Consider the following 21490-nt stretch of genomic DNA (forward strand, 5'->3'; position numbering starts at 1 on the left):
CCCTTGATCGACCCGACGGTCGGTGACCGGGCATTGACACCTGCGCGGTCGGACGCTTAGATATCCGTCACGACCGTACGTTTGATTGGTGCTGACGGAACGAGGCATGACTGCCTACAACCTTCACGACAACCTTGGATCAGCCCACGCGCGGCAACGAGATTCTTCATCCCGGTCGAGAGAGCAACTCCGGCACGGGCGATTTGACAGCGACGGTTAGGAGCGAGCCTGATCATGAGGACCCTCAAGCGGGCCGTGCACTTCGACTTCCACACCATGCCCGACGTGCCCGACATCGGTGCGGACTTCAGTGCGATCTCATTCGCGAAGACGCTCAGAGACGCACACGTCGACTACGTCAACGTCTTCGCCAAATGCAACATCGGCTTCGCCTACTACCCGACCGACATCGGCGAACGGTATCCGGGTCTGGACTTCGACATGCTCGGCGAGACGATTGCCGCATGCCATGATCAGGGAATCGGCGTGACCGCCTACTTCAACGTCGGACTTGATCACGAGATGGCCCGGCGGCACAGGGACTGGACCATCGTGAACGACGACGGCCAAGTGATCTATGGAGATCGGACCCAGAACTTCTTCCGGAACATGTGCATCCGCTCACCGTGGCGGTCCCACATACTCGGGATGATCGATGAGGTGGTGCACCGCTACCCCGACGTCGACGGCATCTTCCTGGACTGCATCGTGATCCGTCCCTGTCATGGCAACGAGTGCCTGGAAGGTATCGCGGCCGCAGGGGGAGACCCGCTGGATCCGGATGCTGTCCTGCACTATGCGCAGGAGGGATGGACGTCCTTCTGCCAGGAGGTGAGGGACATCGTCGGGCCCGATCGGTTCCTTGTCCCCAACGGGTTGCCGTGGAACCTCGGCGACGGCATCCGCACGCACGGCGAGATCGAATGCCTTCCCGGTGGCAGCTGGGGTTACGACTTCTTCCCAGCCCGGGTGGCGTATTCGCGCAACATCGATCCGCAGGTGCTGTACATGACGGGTCGATTCAACACGTCGTGGGGTGGATTCGGCGAGCTCAAGACCGAAGCGTCGGTTCGCAACGACTGTTGGGATGCGATCGCGAATGCCGCACAACCCTCGATCGGAGACCATCTCCACCCCCGCGGCCACTTGGAGGCACCGGTCTTCGATCTTGTTCGCCGTGTCTACGCCGACGTCGAAGCACTCGAGCCGTGGACACTTGGCGCCCACGCGCGTGCCGACATCGGAATTCTCGCGGCACCCGACAGGTCGCTCTCGGCCAGCCACAGCGGTGCTGCACGAATGCTCGGGGAGTTGCACCAGACCTTTGACATCGTCGACGATCGGCACGACCTGTCGGCCTACCGCATGCTGGTGCTTCCGGACGAGGTGACCCTCGACGGCGTGCTGGCCGAGAAGGTCGCGGAATACACCAGCGCCGGCGGCCCGGTGCTCAGCACCGGATGGTCCGGCCTGCGGCCCGACGGGGACGGGTTCGCCCTCCCCGCCTGGCCGTTCGGTTTCGCGGGACTCGAAACCTCCAACAGCAGCTACTTCATCACGCCGACGGGATCCGTCACCGGAGTACCGGAGATGCCGATCGGGATCGCGAAGCCCGGCATCCTCGTTGCACCCACGTCGTCCGCGGACCCGATCGCCGAGCGGGTTGAGGCGTACGCCGACCACGTGTGGGACGGGTTCCACGGATACTTCTACACCCCGCCCGCCAGGCCGACAGGGCATCTGATCGCCGCACAGGCCGGCGCTGTCGCCCACATCGGGTTCCCGCTGTTCGCTTCGTACCTGGAGAATCCGCTGCCCGCCTATCGAGCCCTGTTGGAGCACTGCATCGAGCGGCTGCTGCCGGAACCGATCCTGCGCACCGAGGGGATTCCGCACACCGCGCGGGTGACGCTCACCCGCCAGGAGAATCGGACCATCTGCCATATCAAGCTGACTCACCCGGAACCGCGGGGCAGCATGCATGTCGTCGAGGGTTACCCAACGCTGATCGACGGCAAGGTCGCTGTTCGTGCCACGCCGTCCCGGGTCTATCGGGCACCGGATCTGGCCGAGGTTCCGTTTCACCAGAATTCGAACTACGCGACGATCGATCTTCCGCGGATCGACGGTTACGCCATGATCGTGCTGGAGGATTGATCACCGAGAAAGTCCGCGACCAGATGGGCGTAGATCGCCGCTGCCTGGTGCACAGATCGCGCGCTGACAGCTTCGTTCGGGCCATGACAGTAGGTCAGTATCCCCGGCCCCAGTGAAGGAATGGTGGGGACGCCGGCCGCGGTGAACCAGGGCGCGTCGGTGGTTCCCGGAAAGAACGAAAGCGGCGGCGCCTCCCCCAGCGCGCGCCGGCAGGCTCGCTGCGCCGCCCGCACGATCGGCGACTCCGCAGGAACCGTCGACGGGTCGATCCAGGTCAGCCCAGGTTCAAACTCGAGTTCGGCGTCGATCCCCAACCGCTCCGAGGCCCGTCGCAGCCAGCGTCGCAGATCATCGGAGAGTTGCTCATACGTCATCCCGGGAACCGTACGGACGTCGCATCCGAACGTCGCCTCGCCCGGGACGACTCCGAAGAACACGCCGCCGTGCAGCAGCACGCCCGGGTTGACAGTCGGGCGTAGCTCGCCGAACAGCTGTTTCGGGTAGGACAGTCTCATCGATTCGTTCATTTCGATCATGAGTCGCGCCAACTGCAGACTCGCGTTGATCGAGGGCAACCTGTCGGAGAGGCTGCTGTGCCGCTGTGTGCCCGCGACCCGGATCCGAAAGCAGCTGAGGCCTCGGGAGATCAGATGCAGGCCTTGCCAGTCCCGCTCCCAGCCCGACGGCTCTCCGATCACGCAGGCATCAAGATCACTCAGTTGCGGTGCCAGCCATCTGGATCCGTACGTCGCCCCTGCTTCCTCATCGGCGACCAGGATCAGTTCCAGTGCCCCCTTGTTGATCGCGCCGACATCGTGGGCGGCCCGCGCGGCGGTCACCATCGCGGCGACGGCGGCCTTCATGTCGCTGGCACCAAGTCCGAAGATCATTCCGTCGACGTCGGTCGCGACCAACGGCTCGGTGCGCCACTGCTCGGCGGCGTCACCGACCGGTTTCGTGTCGACGTGGCCGCACAGGCCGAGCACCGGACCGGGTTGATCACCCTGGATGCGAAGCACGAGATTGGGCCGGCTCGGCTCCTTGCTCAGCACGGTTCCCGCGCCGAGCCCGTGACCATGCAGGTATTCCCGCAGGAATTCGACGATCGCCTGTTCATCGCCGTGCGGCGGGATCTGGCTGTTGATCGCGATCAGCTCGGCGACGAGCTGATCGAGGTCCGGACGGAGTTGATCGAGTCGGTCAGCGAGCTGGTCGGTGGGTCCATTGATCATGAAAGCCGTCCTGCTGCATCCGGTCCGTCAGGATTCGTCGCTTCCGGTTCGGATCCGTGGAAGCCATCCTCGACCCGTACGGTCTCACCCAGCCGCACAGCGTCGTCGACCGCCTGGACAAGACGGACACAGGCGATCGCGTCATCGACGGAGACCACGGACGACGCGCTACCGCCGGCGAACGCGGCGATCTCGTTGCGCAACGCAGCAGTGGTCGCAAAACCATGCATCGAGGTCACCGGGTTACCGGGAGCAGTCGTGATGGTCACAGTTGCGGCCTCCCCCGTGACGGTCAGCTCGATGACCCCCTTCGTACCGAACACCTGCAGTCTGTCGCGATTGTCGGCGTTGTCGGGCAACTGCCAGGAGCAGCGCAGCGTCCACAGGGTGTCTGCGTCGGTACCGACGGTGACCGAGAGGTAGGTAGCCGAACGTTCAGGTCCCGATGGCGTGGCCTGTGCAGTGACCGAGACCGGGCGCGCGTTGTCGAGCCACAGGCCAAGATCAAGGTCGTGGTACAAGGTCAACGAGCTCAACGAATGGTCTGCGTAGCGTCGCGCGTGACCATGTTCTCGATGGCGCTCGCTGTCGATCGCGATGATCGATCCGATGGTCCCCGAGGACACCTGATCTGCCACGAACCGGTGCGCGGAGTCGAATCGGAGGATGTGGCCGGGTGTGACGGCATCTCGTGCCTCGGGAAGGCCGGCGATCACCTGGGCATCTGCGACGGTTGCAGAGAACGGCTTCTCCACCAGCACTCGAGCACCGACGGCAAGGGCCGCTTCGACGAGGGACCGGTGCTGAAGCGGACCCGTGACGATCGAGACGAGCGTCGGCCGGGTGGAGTTGATCGCTGCTACACCGTCCCGGCCGGTCGGGACTGCGTACGCATCGGCGATCATCTGCGTTCTCGGCTCGGAGATGTCCACCGCGCAACAGATCTCGTGGCCGAGCTCCAGATAGCTTCGGAGATGTTCCAGTCCGAACTGGCCGAGCCCGATCACAGCGACACGTTCGGTGCTCACGCTTGTACCCGGCCGTCCGAGCGCGCCCGATCGCTCCCAGAGGCCATACTCCGGTTCGGCAGCAAGATCATCGTTCCGCGGCTCCACGGTTGACTGGACCGGACATCGCGCTCTAAAGTCCGCATCACTACCGAACCAGGGGTAGCACCTGACTGTCAAGGACCCAAGCCCACCGGGGGCGGTGCGAGCCGTTGATCGATTCTCACATCCATCTCTTCGAACGCGGATATCGGGGGGATCGGGCCGCAGGACAAGAGATGATCGAGTACGCCCGCCGGCGGGATCGATTCGCTATCACCTCTGCCCTGGTGATCGGCTACGAAGGCGACGCTGGGCACCGTCGCAACAACGCCTATCTGGCAACGATTGCCGAGGACACCACGTGGGCGTTGCCGCTGGCCTATGTGGCTGCCGAGCGTGGTCGATCGGCGCTGGATGCGCTGGACGACCTGCCGCTGGACAGGTTTGTCGGCATCTCGCTCTATCTGATGAGCGAGCAAGCCGTGGCGGGACTCGAGTCGTGGACCCCGGACGATTGGTCGCGGCTGCCCGGGCCGCGCATCGTCAGTGTCAACACGGCACCCGCGTTTCTGGCACGGATCGGTGACATCGCCGCCGGACGTCCCGACCTGCTGATCATGATCAGCCATTTCGGGGCACCACCGAGTCCCGGCCCGGGCGGAGTTTCCGCGGCACTCGGCGGTCTCCTCGAGTTGGCAGCGATCGGCACCGTTCATGTCAAGGCTTCCGGTTACTACGCCCTGGCGGCACGCGGATGGTCGGCGACCGACCAGGCGACGGCGACAACGCGGACTGTGCAAGCCTTCGGCGCGAACCGGGTGCATTGGGGTTCGGACTTCAGCCCGTGCCTGGAGGCGACGACCTTCGAATCCGCCGTCTCCCCGCCGGGTCTCGCGCAGCTGCCTGCGGTGGACCGCCGGCTGGTGCAGCACCAAGGGATGGTCGACCTGCTCGACGGATTGACTCACCGGTGATGGGGCCACTTGCCCCAGGCACTGATCCGACAGCGCAGACGGCCGGGGCTCTATCGACCGTGATCAGTACCGTAATCCATTACGCGCATGATCATCGAGAGCTTCGGTGATCAAACCCGAGCCATTGACAGCGAACTTGGCCCGCACTAGCCTTCGGTCAACGTTCCGTCATACGCGATTGCACATGACGATGTGAAGCGAAGGTGCATTTCGATACGAACGCAAGGAGCACCACCGTGTCCGCTTTCGAATCGTCCCTCTCCCGTCGGCGACTGCTGCAGGTCTCCGCCCTGACCGCGGCCGGAGCAGCTGTCTCCGCCTGCACGCCTGGCGGCTCCGGCACGGGCGGCGCAAACGACAAGCCGAAGGCAGCGCCGCACACATTGCCTCCCGAAGTGGCAGGACCGCCGTATCCGGAGGGTTACGTCGGGCCGAAGGCTCGCGATCTCAAGCCGTTCGGCGACGGTTCACAGACGTTCCGGGTCGTGGTGCGCCAGGACGCCGCCAACATCGGCAATTGGAACACCAACGACGCCACGAAGTGGTTCGAACAGCGCACCGGCGTCAAGGTCCAGTTCGAGCAGGTGCTGACCACCGCGAGCGACGGGTCGACCGACCTCACGAAGATCAACGCGATGCTGGCCAGCGGTCAACTGCCGGACGCGTTCCTCGGCATTCCATTCACCGCCGCACAGCTGTCGTTGTACGGCCAACAGGGCACTTTCGCCGCACTCGACGACCTGATCGCGGTGTACGCGCCGGCCACCCGCGACATGATGGCGTCCTACCCGGACCTCAGGCCGATCAATGCCGCGACCGACAACAAGCTCTACACCATGCCCGGCGTCAGCGACTGCTATCACTGTCGGAGCAGCAACGGACGGGCCTGGATCCGTCAGTCCTACTTGGACAAGATCGGCATGGACATGCCGAAGACGACCGAGGAACTGCGACAGGTGTTGTTGGAGTTCAAGGGCAAGAACCCATCCGGCAAGTCCGGCTTTGTTCCCTTCGCCGCCGGCGTCGGGAATCCCTTGGACAACTTCTTCATGCAGTCGTTCCTCTACTCACCGGTCGGCAGCGCGACAGGCGGATGGCTTCGGCTCAACGACGGGAAGGTCCAGTTCGTCGCCAACCTCGACGAGTGGCGGCAGGCATTGCGTTACCTGCGCCAGCTGAACAAGGACGGTTTGTTGACGCCGGAGGCGTTCTCGATGACCGCAACGGAGTTGCAGCAGGCCGGCAACAAGGGCCTGCTCGGGTTCGTCCGGGCGTACTGGTTCGGCAGCTTCTTCACCACCGTTGACCTGGACAAGGACGCGCCGTGGCGCGACTATGTGCCGGTTCCGCCGCTGAAGGGTCCCGATGGAGTCCAGTACGCACAGTGGGACTGGTATTTCGGGTCACAACCCGGTCTGGTGATCACCAGTGCCTGCAAGAAGCCCGAGCAACTCGTCCAGTGGTGCGATTACCAGCTCGACGCGGTGTCCACCATGCATCTCTACGACGGTCTGGAGAAGAAGAACTGGGAGTGGGCCAAGGAGGGCGAGAAGGGCATCAACGGAAAGCAGGCGATCTGGGCGGATGTCCAGTGGCCGGCTCCGGCCGGCACCTCGTGGGTGTTGAACGAGGTCATGTACCGGTCGCTGGACTTCCGTGGCGGCCAGCGCGTCGATCCGAAGGCCCCGACCTACGAAGCGTCGCTGTGGGACGCAAGCGCCGCCTACGAACCGTTCGCCGAGCCGAAGGAGATGCAGCTTCCGCCGTTGATCATTCCCGACGACTCGGCCGCCCAGGCCGCCGACACCGCGACGTCGATCTCCCAGGCGGTCCAACAGGGTATGTCGAACTTCGCCCTGGGAAAGAAGAACATCGACAACGACGCCGACTGGAAGGCCTACGCCGACTCCTTCACGGCGATGAATCTGCAGAGCTATCTGGACGTCTACCAGAAGGCGTACGACTCAAGGCCGAAGTGACCGAGCCGGCGAGGCGGTACGACTTCCGTCGCGAACTCGAGGTCGTGCATCGGGCGGACCGGCGGGACCCCCTGGCCCAGCCATCTCCGGGCGAGATCGTGATCGACCCGAACTGGTCCGTGGTGATTCCCGCGCCCGGACAGCCGGGACTGCGCCGGATCGCCGAGGATCTCGCCGACTACTTCGCGGTCAGCATGGGCCTCGACATCGCGATCACACCCGGTTCCGGCGACGATCAGCGCGTAGTCCAACTCATGATCATTCCGGAACTGCCCGACCTGCAGTGCCGCCCTGCCCGCAGCTACACCATCGATGTCGCACCCGATCGCGTGACGATCACCGGACGCGACAGCCGAGCCGTAGCTCAGGGAGCCTATTTCCTGGAGGATCTGCTCAACCTTCGACGCGGCCCCTATCTGCGCCCGATGAAGCAGACCCGCTCACCGGTCTTCGCGCCGCGGATGACCCATTCCGGCTGGGGATTGGACGAGTTCCCTGATCAGTACCTCGATCAGATCGCCCATGCCGGCATGGACAGCATCGTTGTCTTCGCCTCCGGTCCCGACCGCAGTCCCGACGAGACGACACATCGCCGACCGGGGCGGTCACCGGGACGGCACCGGCCGTTCGCGGCGATGGCCGACCGTGCGGCCGACCACGGCCTCGACCTGTATCTGTACGCCTACGTGCAGAACGATTCGGTTCATCCCGCCGACCCCGGCGCGCGCGAGCAGTACGCCGCAACCTACGGGTCACTGATCGCGGCATGCCCGCGCGCCAAGGGCATCATCCTCGTCGGCGAGTCCATCGAGTTCGCCAGTCGGGACCCCCGGACGACCGGCCGCGCACACACCACTCCCGCGGCGGACGGCCTGCCCAGTGACAAACCGAACCCGGGCTGGTGGCCGTGTGCCGACTACCCGGAGTGGGTGTCGCTGGTCGCCGACGTCTGCCGGGAACACAACCCGGACCTGGAGATCGTCTTCTGGACCTACAACTGGGGCTGGGCGCCGGAGGCCGAACGGCTGGAGTTGCTGGAGAGCCTTCCCTCCGACATCACGGTGCAGGCCACCTTCGAGATGTTCGAGCCCATCGAGCACGACGGCGTGACCAACATGTGTGTCGACTACACCGCCGCGGTCGCCGGTCCCGGTCGATACTTCGCGAGCGAGGCGAGGACCGTCCATGGCCGGGGCATGAGTCTGTTCGCCATGGCGAACACCGGCGGACTGACCTGGGACTTCGGAGTCATCCCCTTTCAGCCGATTCCCCAGCAATGGGCGAATCGCCACCGCGCGCTGCTTGCCGCGGCCGAGGACTGGGGATTGTCCGGCCTCATGGAGAATCACCACTACGGCTGGTGGCCATCGGTGATCAGTGATCTGGCGAAATGGTCGTTCTGGACTCCGGTGACCGATCCCCAAGCCCTCATCGAACAACTTGCCGAACGGGACTTCGGAGCCGGTGCGTCGGCCGCGCTGGGAGCCTGGCATGCCTGGAGCGAGGCGGCCCGGCAGTACATTCCGACCAACGCCGACCAGTACGGACCGTTTCGGATCGGCCCCGCCTATCCACTCACGCTGTTCTCCACTCCGCGTCCGGTGGTCGATTCCGACGCGATGTTCGGCGACCGCATCGTGAAGATCCCCTATGAACCGGACCAGGTCAACACGGTCGACGTGACACCGAATTCGCTTCGGGTCCATGGTGAACTGGCAAGCCTTTCCCGAATGCTCCGGCTCTGGAACTCCGGGCGCGACGAACTTGCGGTCGCACGATCTCTGGCACCGCCGTATCGGCAACCGGCCGCTCACCGACTCGAAGTCCTGGCAGCATTCATCGCCCACAGCATCCGGACGACGATCAACGTCAAACGCTGGTGGCTGGCCCGAGCCAAGTTGTTGATCTGTACAGAGCGCCCCGCAGCGCACGCACTTGTCGACGAACTGATGGCGATCGGCCGAGCCGAATACGACAACGCGAGCCAGGCCATCGGTTGCACCGACGCGGACTCCCGGTTGGGCTGGGAGCCGTCGATGGGCTACCTCGGGGATTCAGCACACATCCGGTGGAAGCTGGCGCATCTCGATCACGTGCTCACGGCCGAACTACCGGACTATCGCCGTCGCCTGGACACTTCGACGGTGCCCGCCGGCGGGGCGATCTCCGACCTCAATCCCGGCTGAGGAAAATCCGGGCTGAGGCAAATCCTGGCCGGCTCAATCCTGGCCGGCTCAATCCTGGCCGGCTCAATCCTGGCTGACTCAATCCTGGCTGGCTCAATCCTGGCTGAGTCGCCGCGCGTTCCGCGCCCGGTACGCCGCCGCGTGCATGCGATTCGCACAGCCCTGCTTGTCGCAGTACATGCGAGAACGATTCTTCGACGTGTCATAGAAGACGTTCGTACAATCCGGAGCCGCACAAGTCTTGAGTCGAGTGCCCTCGCCCTCCTCGAACAGCAACGCAAGTGTCATTGCGCAGTCGGCCCGCATGTGATCGGCCGCCGACGAATACGGGAGGAAGTAATGCAGATGCAGGCCGAGACTGTCGTGGTTGACCACGGTCGGGTGGAACCGGGCCTTGGCCAGAAGATCGTTGATGATCTCGATCCGCTCAGGCTCGGTCGGCGCGATGAAGACTGCGCGGAGTCGGTCACGCAGCTCGCGGATGCCGACAAGATCAGCATCCGAAATCGGCGCCACCTGGGTGACGATCCACTCCTGCAGCTTTCGCTCGAGATCAGCCACCGTCGCCAGACCCTCTTCGCGTCCCGGCGCCGGGGCGGAGTTTGCGAGGTCTGCAATCACGCCCATCACGCGGATGCGGTCCGTCTTCGCGTGCATCGGTTCTTTCGCCTCCCATGACAGGCTCGCCGCCGAACGAGCCGTAGGACAAACCAGTCAGGCCCTAACCGAAGATAGCCCATTATTCTCAGGCTGGCGATCCTGTCGCGGCGTCAGGCCCACACGCGGCAGGGTTCAAGTCGCCGACGGCGACGGAACAGGCGTTCGAACTGTACGCGAACCGGTCCTTCGTTGTCCTGGCGTCGCGCTGGGTAACCCGCTATTGCTGACCGAGATCCGTCGCACCAATAGGGACCGCGAACTGTATTGGCAGACAATGGAGGCAGTTATCGATGGACCAGCACGCATATCGTCATTCAGCGTTGGTATCTGAGCAGGCCGTGAATCGCCGCTCGCGAGCGGCCGGCCGGCCCCGTACCCCATGACGCTGCCGACGCGGCGCCTGGCCACCCGAGCGCCGGGTTCCGCCCGTACGAAGCAGGGCGCAGCGCGCGACCGGCGGAGCCGGCGACTCTGGTTCAGCTACCTCCTCCTCAGTGCGCTGATGCTTCTCGGCTTCGAGCTGATCCGCGATAAGGCCGTCAGTGATGCCGTCTACCAAGTGATCGGCCTGATCGGTGTCGCGGCCATTGTTGTCGGAGTACGGCTGCATCGCCCGTCCCCGCGCCTGCCGTGGTACCTGATGGCCGTCGGCCAATTCCTGCTGCTGCTCGGCGACGGGATCTATTCCTGGTTGGAAGACGTCTCGCACCAGGTGCCCTACCCGTCATGGGCGGATGCGTCGTACCTGAGCGCGTACCCGGTCTTGGCGGTCGCCCTGATCTGGCTGGTACGGGCGCGACGGATCCGCTGGGACGTGGCGCTGCTGGACAGCTCGATCGTGACCGCAGGACTCGGACTGCTCTGTTGGGTTGTCCTGCTGCAGCCGACGATCAAGTCACCACACGAGTCGGCATTGTCGGCGGCAGTGGCGGCGGCCTACCCGATAGCCGATCTGCTGTTGCTCGCCGGGCTGGTCCTGTTGCTGGTTACCCCCGGCGGCCGGACCAACTCCATGCGGCTGCTGCTCGGCGCGCTGGCCCTGTTGATCGTGGCCGACAGCCTCTATCTGGGGCTGAACCTCTTCGGGTCGGGGCAGAGCGACAGCGTCGACTTCCTGTGGCTGGCTTCCTATCTGCTGTGGGGCGCTGCCGCCCTGCACCCCTCCATTGCTCCGACCTCCTCACCCACCCCGGAGGTCGACCTCCCCCTGCGTCACACCCGGCTCGCGGCGATGACCGTCGCTGTGTTGATCGCCCCGGGCATCCTCGGAGTCCAACAGCTCACCGGATCCAGAATCGACGTCGGAGCCGTGGCCATCGGTTCAGTCGTCATTCTGGGACTGGTCATGGCGCGGATGCGGGTGGGAATCGGCCAGATCACCGCAGCCAATTCCCAACTCGAACTGCTCCGGGACGAGTTGGCCTTCCAGGCTGCGCACGATCCGCTGACCGGCCTTCCCAACCGCCCGGAAGCGATGCGCCTGATTCACGCCGCACTGAGTCGTGCCCAGCGCAGCGGCGACCTGCTCGCCCTCCTGTTCATCGACCTCGACGGGTTCAAAGCGGTCAACGACGCCCACGGCCATCACGCCGGCGACGAGGTGCTCCGTGAGGTGGCTCGGCGGGTGCGCGATGAGATTCGGGCCGGCGACACGGCCGCACGGCTCGGCGGAGACGAGTTCGTCGTGTTGGTGTCGCCGATCGAGAGCGTGACCTCGGCCTCCGAGGTTGCCAGGCGGGTCGTGTCGGCGATCTCACAGCCGATCTCGATCACCGGAGGTGAGGCGAACGTCGGCGCGAGTATCGGCATCGCGCTGAATCACGATCTGCTCACCGACGCCGATGCTCTGCTGCACGAAGCCGACACTGCGGCGTACCGGGCCAAAGCGAACGGTCGTGGGCGCATCGAGCTGTTCGCCACGGCGCTGGACCGGCAGGCCGACCTCGAGGACGCCATCGCCCATGCAATCGGCCACGACGAACTGATCGTGCACTACCAGCCGATCATCGACGTGGCCACCGGCCGGGTCGCCGGGTGCGAGGCGCTGCTGCGCTGGAACCGTTCCGGTGTCGGCATGGTTCTTCCCAGCCAGTTCATCCCGGTCGCGGAATCGTCGGACCTCATCTGCGACCTCGACACCTGGGTGCTCTACCAGGCGACGCAGGTGCTCAGCGAGTGGAGCCGCGTCGAGGAGTTGAGCGACCTGTTCATCACCGTCAACATCTCAGGTCGCCACATCAACACCCCGCGCATCCAGGCCGACGTGGCCGACGCGCTGGCCGCCCATCAGGTCGAACCCGGGCGGCTTGTCCTGGAGTTCACCGAGACGGTGCTGATCGACGAACAGCTCGCGTTGGGAAATCTGGACGCGCTGCGCAAGCTGGGCGTCGGCCTCGCCCTGGACGACTTCGGAACCGGATACAGCTCGATCGCTCAGCTGACCCGGCTGCCCATCGATCGGGTCAAGATCGATCGGAGCTTCCTCAACTCCAGTAGTCCGTCCGCGCGCCGATTGCTGCAACTGATGATCTACGCCGCCCAGTCTTCCGGGCTCGGCATCGTCGCCGAAGGCGTCGAACTGCCCGAGCAGTTGGCATTCCTGGAGACCCTTGGCGTCGAACACGCCCAAGGCCATCTGTTCGGGGCTGCCGTGCCCCGCGGCCAACTGGAGACCCGCCTCATCCACCAGCCGGCCGACGAGACATCCGGACCCTGAACCGGACGGCCGACCGGCTGATCATCTTCACTCCCCTTCCTCGGTGGCAGGTTCGCGACTCAGATGCGTCCACTGCGCTGTCCGTTGCAGGGAGATATCCAGGATTCCCTTGAGGAAGACGAAATTCAGGAAGACGGCATAGAACAGTTCCGGAAACACCGCGACGCCGAGGAGCCGCGCCCGCCATCCGCCCGCCCAGGCAGTGATCAGCCGTTCCAGCATGAAGATCAGCCCGATCGCGATCCAGAACGGGAACCAGACCCAGCTGTCCGCCGAAAGAAGCTGCAGCACGATCAGCAGGAAGTATGCGAACAGAGCGACCGCGCCGTATCCGATGCCCAGTTGCTGCGACCAGTAACGGGCGACCGAGGCCCGGAAGCCGTAGGCGCCGAGGTTCTCCAGCGCGCCCCGCTGCCAACGCAGCCGCTGGTTCCACAGCGCCCGCCACGTCGGCATCACCTCGGTCACCACCGTGCAGGTCGCCGGCGAGACCATCAGTCCGCCGAGGGACCGGATCGCGAGTGTCAGTTCGTTGTCCTCGGTCAGCGCGACAGTGTCGTAGACATCTCCGGAGATACCTGGCAGGGAGCGGCCGCGTTCAGCGGCGACGGCACGCAGGGCCCGTGGCCGGAACACCGAAGCGGTTCCGGTGAGCACGAACACCTTGCCGCGCCGGCGACGGATGTCGCGAGCGTAGCGGGCGTATTCGTTGCGCTGGAACTGACCGATCAGCCCGTGCCCCTCTTCGCCGTAGAACAAGCCACCGACCGCCATCAACGCCCGGTCGTCGGTCATCCGCTCGATCGCCGCCTCCAGGAAGCCCTGATCAAGGACGGTGTCGGCGTCCATGACCATGATCAGGTCGTTGTCGGCCCGGTCGGGCAGGATCGCTGCCAGCGCCTGATTCAGGGCGCCGGCCTTCTTCTTGGAGTTGCCGGTGGTCGCGAAGACGGAAACGCCGGCGGATTCGGCGATCGGCACGGTCGCGTCCGTGCAGTTGTCGGCGACCACGATGATCCGGGCCGGTGGGTGAGACTGCTGCTTCAGCGAGGCGATCGTGTCGGCGATACATTCTTCCTCGTTGTGCGCCGGGATCAACACGGTCACCGTGACCGGACCGGCGAAGACACCCCGGGTTTCAGCCATCACGATCCGTGGCGAGAGCGGCTTGCGAACCATGTCCACGCTGCGCCGTGACGAAGTCGCCACCCGGTGTTCCAGTCCACCGATGGCAGCGGCCAGGACGAGCGCCAGTCCGATCCCGCCGAGCACTGCGATCACCGACGGCGGGCGAGCGTCGTAGACGACCCTCCAGATTCCGAAGAGCACTCCGGTCGTCGGTCGTTCAACGTGAGAGGCCTTGGTGAGAACGATGGCGATGACGACCAGCGTGAGGCCGAGCAGCGCCGCGCCGAGGACGAACAGCCCGACCAATCGCTGCATCTTCTGCATCGTCGGCCCTAAGCGGCTCGGAACCGGTGCACCATGATCAACCGGCTCATGCCTGCGCGGGTGTGAAGGCGAAGTCGCTGATCACGACCTCGGTCGGCGGCGTACTTTCCCAGCCGCTCTCACAGCCGCACACCCAGAGATTGATCCCGAGGCTTTCGTCACCGGGTACCGGAACATCGGCGCCGGAGGCCGTCGCCGTCGCGAACACCGAGCCGGTCGCGTCCCAGGACGTCCAGGTGAGGTGACCGGGCGTCCATTCGAACTGTTGGGTACTCGGCCCGGCTGGCGCCGGTGTCCGTGCGACGGGATAGTGGCCGTTTGCCCAGGTCGTGTAGTCCCAGGTGACCGGCGTGGTGCCCCAGCCGGCAGCCTCGATGTCGATCTCCCGATGCCCGTAGGCCGGGTCCTGGCTGTAGGTGAACAGCCCGAGGACGTATTCAGGCGCAAGGCTGGACACGCTCGTGTCGACCTGCCAACGATAGGTGCCGTAGCCCCAGCCGTTGCGTATCGAGTCCAGTTCTGCCTGGGTGTACCGGCCCTTCTTGTCCCGGGTCACCTTCAGATGGAGGCGGCCACCGGAGTCGATGGAGACGTTGTTGGGCGACCACTGCTGCGGCGCGCCCGGGTTTCCGGAAACGGAACGGGCCACCCAGGTATAGCCGCGCCAAGACAAGGTGGAGGAACGTGCGGACGCCACGGGCGCATTCCACCCGGTCGCTGCAACCAGCAACGCGGCGCCGACAAGTCCGAGAACTTTCTTCATTGAAGCTCCTTGGGGGGAAGGAAGCCACAGGTTCGGCAACGCCCAGAGGCTATCGGATGCCCGGCCCAAGGCCCAGGCTCGGCATCGCCGAGATCCAGTCCAGCGATGCAGTCGTCTCCCCGCCGGGAACGTATTCGCACGCGATCAGCTGATCGTAACCAGCGTTCGCAAGAGCCATCAGTACCCGGTCGAAGTCCACCGTGCCGGTCCCGGGCGCGCCGCGTCCGGGAGCGTCGGCCAGTTGCACATGAGCTATCAGCTGACCGTACCGTTGGATCACCGCCACCAGATCCTCGCCGTTGTTGGCGAGGTGGAAGGTGTCGAAGAGCAGGCCGATGTTGTCCGTGGCGGTGATCTCTCGTACTCGCTGAACGACCCGCACGGCTTGTTCCGCGGTTTCCAGGGGATACGCGCCGTTCAGTCCTCGACTCAACGGCTCCACCAGAACCGTTCCGCCGACACCGGCGAGTTCACTGGTGGCAAACACCAGGTTCTCCACTGCCACCCGATCCTGCTCCGCAGGGTCAGTGTCCGGTCTCCGTTGTCCGTACAGCGCGTTGAAGCCCCGTGCTCCGGTCCGCTGAGCGATCCGAACGATCGCCCGGACATTCTCCGCGAACTCGTCCCGCCGGTCGGGGTGCGACACGATCCCGCGCTGTCCGCCGGGCATGTCACCAGCGAAGAAGTTCAGTCCGGTGAGCCGGATCCCGGTCTGTTCGACGATACGCACGAATCGCTCGACGTTGTCGTCGAAGCGAGCTGTCGGGAACGGCCACCAAGCCTCGATCGCGTCGAATCCCGCCGCCTTGGCAGCCGGGATCCGCTCCAACCAAGGCAACTCGTTGAACAACAGCGAGACGTTGGCGACCAAGGACCAGACCCGCTCGCCCTCGGCCCGAGCTGCACCTGCGGTCATCGTCCGGACCACCGGGAGCGGCCGGACAATGCATCGACCTGCCGGAGCAGCGCCGAATGGTCCAGGCTTCCACCGCCCGTTCGGCGCAACGCTGCCATCAGCTCGGTCACGGCAGCACCGAGCGGTGAGAACACGCCTTGATCACGGGCGGCCTCACGATAGATTCCAAGATCCTTGTGGTGAAGATCAACTCGGAATCCCGGACTGAATTCTGCATCCATCATCGATTTCGCCTTGCGGGTGAGGATCGCGTTACCGGCCAGGCCGCCGTTCAGAACCGCGAGCGCCGGTGCGAGGTCGACCTCGTGCGCGTCCAGGAACACCATCGCCTCCGCGACGAGCTGGATCGTCCCGGCCACCAGAAGCTGATTGGCCGCCTTCACGGTCTGGCCGCTACCCGGGCCTCCGACGCGCACGATCGTTGTGCCGACCTTCTCCAGTATGGGAAGGGCGGCATCGAAGGCCTCCTGGCTGCCGCCACACATGATCGACAGCGACCCGTCGATCGCTCCTTGCTCGCCACCGGACACCGGTGCATCGAGGAACGCGAGTCCGGCGGATGTTGCGCGGGCGTGCAGGTCGACGGTGACGTCCGGACGGATGGTGCTCATGTCGATCACCAGCGTCTTTGGCGCGGCGCTCTGCAGCACACCATGATCATCGGCATGGACAGCGAGCACATCGGGAGTGTCGGGCAGCATGGTCACGACCACCTCGGCACCATCCACCGCTTCCCGGATCGATCCGGCACCGAGTCCACCGGAGGACTTGAGGCTCTCGATCTTCTCCCGAGATCGGTTGAACCCGATCACCGTATGGCCGGCCCTGAGGAGGTTCCTGGCCATCGGCAGACCCATGACGCCCAAGCCGATGAAGGCCACCCTCACGTTTCCGTCCTCTCTCCGGATCGTCGGTCCGGTTGCGTTCGGTGCGGCTACCTGCCGATCCTGATCACCAGTCCGTCACGCGCGGGGATCCGCACCCTGGTCGTGTCGGTCTCGGAAAGCTCCAACTGGTCCGAGCTCCCCCACAGCACCCGCATCTCCTTGTTGAACGAGCGTTCGCCGAACAACTCGACCATCGACTCAACGTCTTCGCGACTGGAGTTGATCACCCAGAGGAAATCCGCCGCGTCACCGACATGCAACCGGGTGACCAAGCGGTCGTCGTGCGCGCGGGCCTGCGGCCGGACCCCCGCCCAATCGAGGACGCTCTGGTAGAAGCCCCGCGTGCCACTGTCTTGGTGGGTGCTGTAGCCGGTGCCGGGCATCGTGCCGATCAGCCGCGTCCGGCCGGCCCCGAACTCATGATCGACAACGGCGACCGAGCCGTCGTCGTACCATCCGGTCGGTACGCCCGTCGTGGGAGTCAACCGTTGTCTGATCTCACCACCGTAGGCACGATGGCCCCCGCTGCGGAACTGCACGTCGTCGAGGATCTCCGGGGTGAATTCCACGTCGAATTCCGTCGCTCCGAAGAGCTCGTCGAGGCCCGCTCCCGGTCGGCGGGTCGCCGCATGGGCGTGATCATTGAACCAGGCGGGTGTCGCCTCACTGATCAAGGTCCCGCCGGCCCGCACCCATTCGATGAGAGCCCGGGCCCACTCGTCGGGCAGCAACGTGGGACAAGGCAGGTAGGCGACCTCGGTTCCGGCGAGCTGGTGCAGCTTGCGCAGATCCGCCACCACCGAAAGATCGTAGAGAGCCCGCCAGGCGCCGGAGATGGCCCGTTCGTACGGCTTGCGGCTGTGTCGGGCGATCAGTCCGTACGCCTGTGACTCGGGGACGAAGAGCAGACTCAGCGGTGCCGGCGCCGCCCGTGCCGCCCAGAGCTGCTGTTGCTCGGTTTCGGCCGCCCATCGGGCGATTGCTGACACCTGACGGGATCGATCGGTGCGCGATCCGTCGAGGTCGTAGGCGCCGAACGCCTGGAACAGCGGTCCGTCAATCAGGGGTCGCCAGCGCAGGTGATAGATGCCGTTGACGCCGCCGGCCATGCTCATCAGGTTCCAGTAGCGGATGTCGTCGGGGGTCGAGACGCGGCCGTCGTCCAGCGGGCGTCCGACGACCTGGGGTTGCAGCCACAACGGTCCGGCCTGCATCTCGGAATGCCAGAAGGGTTTCCCGTCGCTCGCCGACCGGACGAGTTCCACGGCGAGCGCTTGTTTCCACCGTCGGTCGCTGCGCCGCGATGCGACGAAGGTGAAGCCGAAGGAATCGACCTCGGCCGCGGCCATCCAGTCGTCGATGCCCTTCTCGATGCCGAATCCGAGGGTGCCGGCGACACCGTGTGCGGTGATCGGATGATCCTGGTCCAACGATCTGATCAATTGGACGCGCCAGCGCAGCAATTCGTGGGCGCGGTCGCGGCGGAAGAGCAGCCAGTCGATGCTCTGTCCGTACAGCCCGAGCGTCCGCGGTGCCTGGACCTGCTCCCATGCGGAGTAGTACCGGCCCCAACGGGTGCGCAGTATCGAAACGTCGTCCCCGTACCGCTTCCTCAGCCACTCCCGGAAGTGAGCCTGGGTAGCCGGGCAGTAACAGACGTCGGGATCGATGTTGGTCTCGTTCCACACGTCGTAGCCGCCGGTGCCCGGATGGTTGCGGTAGCGCGTCACGAGCTCGGTGAGGAATCGCCCGGCAGCCGCCCGGACGTCATCATTGTCCAGGCACAGGCCGGGCGTGCCGCCGATGCTCGAGCTCACCTGCATCTGCGAGTCGATCTTGCTGCCATCGCGGCGCTCGTAGCGCGAATCGGGGTAGGTCAGGAAGAGCCACTCGGGAGCGATCGTCACATGCTCGGCGATGATCGTGGTCAGACCGTTCCAGGCAGCAAGATCAAGTTGCCGGTCGTAGTCGTCCCACTCGAACTCCCCGGGAGCAACCTCGATGCCCGCCCACATGAACCAGTGTCGGAAGCTGGTGAAGCCGTCCTCGCGGGCGACCGCGTAGTCGCGCTCCCAGTCGGCGGCCGGCGGATTCGTCTTGCGGAAGTACACCGCACCGTAAGGGAATCCCTGGTAGATCGCTGGCTTCTCGTTCACCTGGCTGGCTCCTGCGTCGCTACGTCTGTTGTTGATCAACCTGCCACCATCTCTTGCTGCACACCGATTCCCGGTCGGTGTCGGAGTGCCGCGGTAGCGCAGGAGCAGCCCCGGAAGATCACGCACCCAGCGACTCTCTGGAGAGTATTTCCGGTATTATTGTCTGTCAAGTGCTCCGACCAGACCTAAGCACTCGTCAGAGCAGTATGCCATCGCCGTCGAGGAGACCCGGATGAGCGAGACAGTGCAAACCGTGTCGATCGTTGATGCGGTGTACAACGCCATTCGCGATCGGGTTCTGTCGGGTGAGCTCGGACCCTCAGAAGTGCTGGTCGAGCAGAAGACAGCGGAGTTGTACGGCGTCGCACGGCCAACGGCCAAGGCCGCGATCGATCGCCTGGTGCATCAGGGCCTGCTGAGCCGTACGGCGAACAAGTCGGCCCGCGTCCCCGCGCTGACCGCACGCGACGTTCGCGACATCTACTTCACCCGGACAGCCATCGAAAGCACCGTCGTCGCGCTGCTGGCCGAGAGCCACCGGCCGCTGCCGTCCGCCGATGCCGCGCTGGCCGCCTTCGAGCGAGCGGCGGCCACCGGCGTGACACGGGAGGTCGTCGATGCCGACATCGCCTTCCACCAATCCTTGGTCGACGCGGTCGGCAGCCCGCGCATGCGGCGGATGTACGCCTCGATCATCGGCGAAGCGCACCTGTGCATGGTGTTGAAGCAGACCCACCATCTGCACAGCCCCGAAGAACTCGCCAGCGAGCACCGCGCGATCTACGAGGCGATCCTCGCCGGCGCCGCGGATCCTGCTCGCGACCGGTTGATCGCCCACCTCGACAGCTCCGCCCGCGCGATCGAGGAGCACATCAGGCGCAACGGCTGACCGTCGGATCCTGGCTCTCCATCCGGGTCACTACGAGGCGCACCAGTGATACAGCAACCGGGCCGCCCGGGATGATCATCTTCGACCCGGACCGGGCGCTCAGAGTCAGTCTTGTCCTTCCCTCGCCGGGCCGTCGAGATCGGCCTAAAGTCAGGAATCGAGCACACGACCACCCTCGGTCGGGGGCGGCCACGAAAGTACGGAGGCCAATCGTGTTCATCCAGATCATCCAGGGAAAGTGCACCAAACAAGACGAACTCCACGCGCTGGCCGACAGCTGGCGGGAAGAGCTCAGTCCCGGCGCCACGGGTTGGCTCGGCGGCACCTACGGCTTCACCGACGACGACATGTTCATCGGAGTCGTCCGGTTCGAGTCCCGCGAGGCGGCGATGGCGAACTCCAATCGCCCCGAACAGACCGCGTGGGCAGAGAAGTTCGCCGCCTGCATGGACGGCCCGCTCACCTTCCACGACTGCGAGGACGTCACGCTGATGATGGACGGCGGCTCGGACAACGCAGGTTTCGTCCAGGTCATCCGCGGGAAGGTGTCCGATCCGTCGGCCATCAAGTCCTTGTTCGCCGACACCACCCAGTTGCAAGCCATGCGGCCTGAGATCATCGGCGCCACCCTGGCGATCGAGGACGACGGCACCTTCACCGAAACTGTCGCATTCACCGACGAGGCAGCCGCACGGGAAGGGGAGAAACTGCAGCCACCCGAGGAGATCAAAGACATGCTGGACTCGATGATGTCCGACGCGACCTTCTACGACCTGCATCATCCGTGGTTCGAATCCTCAACACACTGAACCGATAGGTGTCGCCAGCCGTCGTGTGCGAGCGGCGGCCCTGATCAACGGTGCGACCCGCTGCCCCACCAATCTCCGGAGGGGTGGCGGGCACGTCGCAGACATCCTCAGGTCAGGCCCTCGCCGGTCGGCCGTCGTGATCCGGCTGATGATCCGCGCCGGCACCGGCGGCATACGACCTGAGGATCGCCGTGGCGCGGTCCAGGAACCTCAGTACAACCGCCGCCTCCTCACTCGTCAGCTCGGTGCCGAGTTCACGGAAACCGTCATTCACATCCTGCAACGTCTCGCGGATCTCCAACCGGGCGTGATCGGTGGCGTTGAGCCTGGTACGACCGCGGCGAGGTCCCGTCGGCGCCGCGGACCGGGAGCGTTCCAGATGCCCGGCGTCGACGAGCCGATCGATCAACGCGCTCGCCGAAGCCGTCCGGATCCCGAGTCGATCCGCCAACTCGGCCGGGCTGAGTTCACCGCCGCCGGCAGTGACCAGGTCCATCGCCTGGACGTCGGTGATGCGCAGGCCGAGCTGCCGCGCAGCGATCGCCTGCATCTCGCGCGCCGCCTGCAACAGATGGCGGACCGCCAGACTGATGGCATGGGCGTCGGCTGCGGGCACCCCCTGATCGTACCCACCGGGCGCTGATCACATGTGGCGCGGACCGCCT

Annotated in this window: 16 protein-coding genes; 7 read left to right on the forward strand and 9 right to left on the reverse strand. The window is 65.2% G+C overall.

The features are described from left to right. Positions 1 to 234: 234 nt before the first annotated feature. The gene (locus tag GJV80_RS17515; protein WP_154688997.1) at positions 235 to 2157 is read left to right on the forward strand and encodes an alpha-amylase family protein; all 1923 of its coding nucleotides are present in this window, start codon (positions 235 to 237) and stop codon (positions 2155 to 2157) included. Here GJV80_RS17515 and GJV80_RS17520 read toward each other — a convergent pair. After that, the gene (locus tag GJV80_RS17520) at positions 2130 to 3389 is read right to left on the reverse strand and encodes a M20 family metallopeptidase (protein ID WP_154688998.1); all 1260 of its coding nucleotides are present in this window, start codon (positions 3387 to 3389) and stop codon (positions 2130 to 2132) included. The genes GJV80_RS17515 and GJV80_RS17520 overlap by 28 nt on opposite strands. After that, positions 3386 to 4417, reverse strand: coding sequence for a Gfo/Idh/MocA family protein (locus tag GJV80_RS17525; RefSeq protein ID WP_195908992.1), 1032 nt, complete (start codon positions 4415 to 4417; stop codon positions 3386 to 3388). The genes GJV80_RS17520 and GJV80_RS17525 overlap by 4 nt, the downstream gene beginning before the upstream one ends. A 191-nt stretch (positions 4418 to 4608) precedes the next feature. Between GJV80_RS17525 and GJV80_RS17530 the strand changes: the two genes are divergently transcribed. The 3 genes from GJV80_RS17530 to GJV80_RS17540 all read left to right on the forward strand — a co-directional run bounded on the left by GJV80_RS17530 (position 4609) and on the right by GJV80_RS17540 (position 9577). Further along, the gene (locus GJV80_RS17530) at positions 4609 to 5412 is read left to right on the forward strand and encodes an amidohydrolase family protein (RefSeq protein WP_370518769.1); all 804 of its coding nucleotides are present in this window, start codon (positions 4609 to 4611) and stop codon (positions 5410 to 5412) included. 236 nt (positions 5413 to 5648) lie between these two features. Continuing rightward, the gene (locus GJV80_RS17535) at positions 5649 to 7391 is read left to right on the forward strand and encodes an extracellular solute-binding protein (protein WP_195908993.1); all 1743 of its coding nucleotides are present in this window, start codon (positions 5649 to 5651) and stop codon (positions 7389 to 7391) included. Beyond that, positions 7388 to 9577 carry a hypothetical protein gene (locus GJV80_RS17540; protein WP_154689002.1) on the forward strand — a complete coding sequence of 730 codons (2190 nt, stop codon included), beginning with the start codon at positions 7388 to 7390 and terminating at the stop codon, positions 9575 to 9577. Before GJV80_RS17535 ends, GJV80_RS17540 begins: the two co-directional genes overlap by 4 nt. Before the next feature lie 93 nt (positions 9578 to 9670). Here GJV80_RS17540 and GJV80_RS17545 read toward each other — a convergent pair whose 3' ends face one another. Then, entirely contained in the window at positions 9671 to 10234 is a 564-nt protein-coding gene (locus GJV80_RS17545) for a CGNR zinc finger domain-containing protein (RefSeq protein WP_154689003.1), read from the reverse strand. Between the two features lie 382 nt (positions 10235 to 10616). On the opposite strand from GJV80_RS17545, the gene GJV80_RS17550 reads away from it, so the two are divergent. Further along, the gene (locus GJV80_RS17550) at positions 10617 to 12953 is read left to right on the forward strand and encodes a bifunctional diguanylate cyclase/phosphodiesterase (RefSeq protein WP_154689004.1); all 2337 of its coding nucleotides are present in this window, start codon (positions 10617 to 10619) and stop codon (positions 12951 to 12953) included. 27 nt (positions 12954 to 12980) lie between these two features. Here GJV80_RS17550 and GJV80_RS17555 read toward each other — a convergent pair whose 3' ends face one another. Genes GJV80_RS17555 through GJV80_RS17575 form a run of 5 tightly spaced genes read right to left on the reverse strand, consistent with a single transcriptional unit; the run spans position 12981 to position 19127 of the window. Further along, complete coding sequence (locus tag GJV80_RS17555) at positions 12981 to 14396, reverse strand: glycosyltransferase (RefSeq protein WP_154689005.1); 1416 nt, start codon at positions 14394 to 14396, stop codon at positions 12981 to 12983. Positions 14397 to 14451: 55 nt separating this feature from the next. Continuing rightward, on the reverse strand, positions 14452 to 15168 hold the full coding sequence (locus GJV80_RS17560) for a glycoside hydrolase family 16 protein (RefSeq protein ID WP_154689006.1): 717 nt from the start codon (positions 15166 to 15168) through the stop codon (positions 14452 to 14454). A 49-nt stretch (positions 15169 to 15217) separates the two neighbouring features. Then, the gene (locus GJV80_RS17565; RefSeq protein WP_154689007.1) at positions 15218 to 16084 is read right to left on the reverse strand and encodes a hydroxypyruvate isomerase family protein; all 867 of its coding nucleotides are present in this window, start codon (positions 16082 to 16084) and stop codon (positions 15218 to 15220) included. Then, complete coding sequence (locus GJV80_RS17570) at positions 16081 to 16971, reverse strand: NAD(P)-dependent oxidoreductase (protein WP_230207806.1); 891 nt, start codon at positions 16969 to 16971, stop codon at positions 16081 to 16083. The genes GJV80_RS17565 and GJV80_RS17570 overlap by 4 nt, the downstream gene beginning before the upstream one ends. A 47-nt stretch (positions 16972 to 17018) precedes the next feature. Next, a complete protein-coding gene (locus GJV80_RS17575; RefSeq protein WP_195908994.1) occupies positions 17019 to 19127 on the reverse strand; it encodes a beta-galactosidase in 2109 nt (702 codons plus the stop codon). A gap of 232 nt (positions 19128 to 19359) precedes the next feature. Between GJV80_RS17575 and GJV80_RS17580 the strand changes: the two genes are divergently transcribed. Together GJV80_RS17580 and GJV80_RS17585 are read left to right on the forward strand one after the other, a co-directional pair. Beyond that, on the forward strand, positions 19360 to 20016 hold the full coding sequence (locus GJV80_RS17580) for a GntR family transcriptional regulator (RefSeq protein ID WP_154689009.1): 657 nt from the start codon (positions 19360 to 19362) through the stop codon (positions 20014 to 20016). Positions 20017 to 20228: 212 nt separating this feature from the next. Further along, the gene (locus GJV80_RS17585) at positions 20229 to 20825 is read left to right on the forward strand and encodes a hypothetical protein (RefSeq protein WP_154689010.1); all 597 of its coding nucleotides are present in this window, start codon (positions 20229 to 20231) and stop codon (positions 20823 to 20825) included. Positions 20826 to 20937: 112 nt separating this feature from the next. On the opposite strand, the gene GJV80_RS17590 is transcribed toward GJV80_RS17585, so the two are convergent. Next, positions 20938 to 21441, reverse strand: coding sequence for a MarR family winged helix-turn-helix transcriptional regulator (locus GJV80_RS17590; protein WP_230207807.1), 504 nt, complete (start codon positions 21439 to 21441; stop codon positions 20938 to 20940). Between the last annotated feature and the right edge of the window lie 49 nt (positions 21442 to 21490).

It is taken from the genome of Microlunatus sp. Gsoil 973 (assembly GCF_009707365.1).
GTDB lineage: Bacteria > Actinomycetota > Actinomycetes > Propionibacteriales > Propionibacteriaceae > Microlunatus.

Excerpts from the sequence above, each read along its gene's own strand:
- GJV80_RS17545 (WP_154689003.1), bottom strand. The coding sequence starts at position 10,234 with ATGCACGCGAAGACGGACCGCATCCGCGTGATGGGCGTGATTGCAGAC.
- GJV80_RS17555 (WP_154689005.1), bottom strand. The coding sequence starts at position 14,396 with ATGCAGCGATTGGTCGGGCTGTTCGTCCTCGGCGCGGCGCTGCTCGGC.
- GJV80_RS17515 (WP_154688997.1), top strand. The coding sequence starts at position 235 with ATGAGGACCCTCAAGCGGGCCGTGCACTTCGACTTCCACACCATGCCC.
- GJV80_RS17520 (WP_154688998.1), bottom strand. The coding sequence starts at position 3,389 with ATGATCAATGGACCCACCGACCAGCTCGCTGACCGACTCGATCAACTC.
- GJV80_RS17565 (WP_154689007.1), bottom strand. The coding sequence starts at position 16,084 with ATGACCGCAGGTGCAGCTCGGGCCGAGGGCGAGCGGGTCTGGTCCTTG.
- GJV80_RS17580 (WP_154689009.1), top strand. The coding sequence starts at position 19,360 with ATGAGCGAGACAGTGCAAACCGTGTCGATCGTTGATGCGGTGTACAAC.
- GJV80_RS17560 (WP_154689006.1), bottom strand. The coding sequence starts at position 15,168 with ATGAAGAAAGTTCTCGGACTTGTCGGCGCCGCGTTGCTGGTTGCAGCG.
- GJV80_RS17550 (WP_154689004.1), top strand. The coding sequence starts at position 10,617 with ATGACGCTGCCGACGCGGCGCCTGGCCACCCGAGCGCCGGGTTCCGCC.